We start from the raw sequence: 3,403 nt of genomic DNA on the forward strand, positions 1-3,403 counted from the left end.
TAAATTAAAAGAGGTGCACAATTTGAAAATTTTTAAGGGAATTATAGTTTCTTCAATTGCGTTAACAGCATTTAATGGGGTGGGTGGACTACTTCCAAGTGATAAATCAGAAGTTGCCTATGCAGCTAGTTACAATTATTCAAATAAGCAATTGAATTCTACTGTACATAAGCAAGTTACGAAACAATTAATTTTGAAATTTAAAAATGAGGCAAATTTGCCATATCAGGATGGAATAGAAAAATTCATTAAAGAAGAAAAACAAGATCCTGAATTAATTGGAATTTTAAACGAATACCCAAATGTAACTATAAATCGACTTTTTAGTTCTTTAAATCCTAAAGAGATTAAAAATTTAGGTAGAGAAATAAACGACTCCGAACATATTTCTTCCAATTTGCTAAACTATTATATTGTAGAAAATCAAGGTGATATTGATGTACAAGCCTTACTAGCAAAGTTTGAGAAATCATCTCTTATTGAAACGGCGTATTTACAGGAAGAAGAAACGCCACCGGAAGAGCGTTTACCAAATTTATCTGTTAATCCATATGATGAGCCTAGACTTACAAGACAAGGTTACCTTGAACCAGCACCATTAGGAATTAATGCGCCTTATGCTTGGAGTATAAATGGTGGGGACGGAAAAGGAACTACTTTCGTAGATATGGAGTATGGTTGGTTATTAAATCATGAAGATTTAGTGAATCAAAAGATTGAATTGATGTCCGGACAGAATAAGAGTGAACACCATGATCATGGTACCTCAGTATTGGGAATTGTTTCTGCAGAGGATAATAACATAGGTGGAATTGGGATTGCACCAAAGGCTAAGGTAAAGGTTGTATCCCAGATTAGGGATAACGGAAATTATAATACAGCTGATGCTATTTTAAGTGCCGTTAACAATATGCAAGCTGGAGATATTCTTTTACTAGAGGCACAAGCAACTTACGATGGATATGGAGATAAGAACTATTTTCCTGTGGAAGTAAAACCAGACATATTTGATGCAATTCGTATGGGAACAAATAAGGGAATTATTATTATTGAAGCAGGTGCAAACGGTGGAAATGACTTGGATCAATTTAGAGACCGTAATGGTAAACAAGTTTTAAATCGTAATAGTCCTGATTTTAAAGATTCAGGGGCAATTATGGTTGGGGCAGCTTCTGCAAGGGTTCCTCATAAGCGTTCATATTTCTCTAATTACGGTAGTAGAGTGGATGTGTATGGATGGGGGAATGCAGTAGATACTACAGATGCTAAACCAAGTGAATTTATAACAAATCTATATACATCTAGTTTTGCTGGAACATCTAGTGCATCGCCTATTATTGCTGGTGCTGCTGCATCAATTCAAGGAATTGCAAAAAATAATCTGGGGAGAGTATATACACCAAGACAGCTGAGGGATATTTTAAGTGATTCTAGTACTGGAACGAAATCTAATGATCCAACTTCTGATAAAATTGGTGTTTTACCCGACTTAAAAGCCATTTTATCTAAACTTGGTTTTTCACCAAACTTAAGCAATGATTCTTCCATTGTATTTCCTGAAGAACAAGAAATAAATAAAGGAAATCAAGGTTCTACTATTACGTTCCCGAAAGAGGATTCCGATAATAGTGAAGGGAACTCTAATTTCATTTTCCCAGAATAATAAAAATACCTCTTATTTAGAATGAGGTAAAATAGTTTACTCAATAAGAACAAAGGATATGGATTCAATAGAAATATGAATTCATATCCTTTTAATTTTATGCTGTTTTTACTACCTTACAAAAACGTAATGTTAGCGTAATGGAAATGAATTTTGGCAGCAAATAGATTAGGATATAATTTTTGTGAGAAAAGATATGAGGTGAGTAATATGAAACGAATAGTGCTTATGTGTAGTGTTTTTGTTTTCTTTACAGTAATATTAACAGGTTGTAACCTAAACCGTCTTGGTACAGATACATATTATGTGCAAATTACCAAAGATGGTGAAAAATTAAAAGAGAAAAATGTAAATGGGGATACGACTTACCAATATAAATTACCTGGATTTGATAAGGATGGTAAAGAGAAAGAAATGGAGTTTACAGCGTTAAAAAACCTTCGTAAAGAAGCATTTTTACGTATATATTACTCTGAGAAAAAAGGTGTGAAATCTTGGGAAGAGGTTAAGAAAGACGAACTCCCTACAAAAGTAAAAGAAAAGTTAAAGGTGGATTAATATATATAAGTCTTTGTTAGAGCAATATATCCTCAAATTATTAGAATGTATATTAAAATAGGCTAAAGTTCTTCAGAGTTATAAAAGTAAGAGGCTGACAGTTATTGTCAGTCTTTTGCTTTTGCAAGAAGAAAATATAAAAGACATTTAACAGGCGAAGTGTTGGATTATAAACGATTATTTAAGATTCAAAGCTACAACATACCTATTCCTGAACTATAATAATTTTAGGCCAGAAATAAGCTTCTAGTTTTGTTTAAGTATTTGTATTAGTTTAAAGGCTTGATGATTGGTTATGATATAATAAAATTCAAGTATACTAAGGGGGATTAATGAGATGATTTTTCAAAGCATGATAACAGCTATTATAGAAAAATTACAAGAGACGGTGAATCCCTATTGGATAATTGTGTTTGGATCAATGGCTGAGAACAGAGAACGAGAAGATAGTGATATTGATATAGCTTATTTAAGTGACACAACTTTAGGGAACTATGAACGTTTTTTATTAGCACAGGAGTTAGCTAACATTGTTCATAGAGATGTTGATTTAGTTGATTTATCCGAAGCTTCTACAGTTTTTCAAGCTCAGATTATACATACAGGAAAGACAATATTTTGTTCGGATGAAAAACGTAAGGTTATTTTTGAAATGAAAACCTTAAAAATGTATTCAAAGTTGAATGAAGAACGACAGATAGTATTTGATGATATAAAGAAAAGAGGTTCTATATATGAAGAATGAGGTTATTTTAAATAAAATTTCTACAATAGAGCGTTGTATAAAAAGAATCCAAGATGTATATGGAAATGACCCTGAAAATTTAGAGGGCTTTACAAAACAAGATTCAATAATATTGAACATACAAAGAGCTTGTGAAGCGAGTATTGATTTAGCAATGCATATTGTTGCAGGGAAAAAATTAGGACTACCCCAATCTAGCCGATAGGCCTTTGATTTATTAGTTACAGCAGGACTACTTAGCGCAGAGCTGGCAAATAAGTTAAAGGCGATGGTTGGATTTCGTAATATTGCTGTACATGATTATCAAAGTGTAAATTTAGATATTGTTCGGAAAATTATTGAAAAACATTTAACTGATTTTAAACTATTTACAAAAGAAGTTATGGGGATATTAGAATTTTAGGTAAAAGAATAGAATAATTAAGTTAAGATAAATT

General features: G+C 32.0%; 3 protein-coding genes and 1 pseudogene. All 4 read left to right on the plus strand.

All coding sequences use genetic code 11. The features are described from left to right. Nucleotides 1-22: 22 nt before the first annotated feature. The 4 genes and pseudogenes from ACQGSG_RS27680 (at nucleotide 23) to hepT (ending at nucleotide 3,369) form a co-directional block, all read left to right on the plus strand. Nucleotides 23-1,663 (plus strand): S8 family peptidase, encoded by a 1,641-nt coding sequence (locus tag ACQGSG_RS27680; RefSeq protein WP_426948539.1) that lies wholly within the window; start codon nucleotides 23-25, stop codon nucleotides 1,661-1,663. 210 nt (nucleotides 1,664-1,873) lie between these two features. Next, nucleotides 1,874-2,221: a YxeA family protein gene (locus ACQGSG_RS27685; RefSeq protein WP_084065912.1), complete on the plus strand. Its 348-nt coding sequence runs from the start codon at nucleotides 1,874-1,876 to the stop codon at nucleotides 2,219-2,221. A 337-nt stretch (nucleotides 2,222-2,558) separates the two neighbouring features. Beyond that, nucleotides 2,559-2,966 carry a type VII toxin-antitoxin system MntA family adenylyltransferase antitoxin gene (gene mntA / locus ACQGSG_RS27690; protein ID WP_061139845.1) on the plus strand — a complete coding sequence of 136 codons (408 nt, stop codon included), beginning with the start codon at nucleotides 2,559-2,561 and terminating at the stop codon, nucleotides 2,964-2,966. Continuing rightward, nucleotides 2,956-3,369, plus strand: a pseudogene (gene hepT / locus ACQGSG_RS27695) (type VII toxin-antitoxin system HepT family RNase toxin). Before mntA ends, hepT begins: the two are co-directional and overlap by 11 nt. Nucleotides 3,370-3,403 lie beyond the last annotated feature (34 nt).

Source organism: Bacillus sp. GMa5/1 (assembly GCF_050172015.1).
In the GTDB taxonomy this organism is placed as follows: Bacteria; Bacillota; Bacilli; order Bacillales; family Bacillaceae_G; genus Bacillus_A; species Bacillus_A cereus.

Coding starts and splice junctions, on each gene's coding strand:
- ACQGSG_RS27685 (WP_084065912.1), top strand. CDS start 1,874: ATGAAACGAATAGTGCTTATGTGTAGTGTTTTTGTTTTCTTTACAGTA.
- mntA (WP_061139845.1), top strand. CDS start 2,559: ATGATTTTTCAAAGCATGATAACAGCTATTATAGAAAAATTACAAGAG.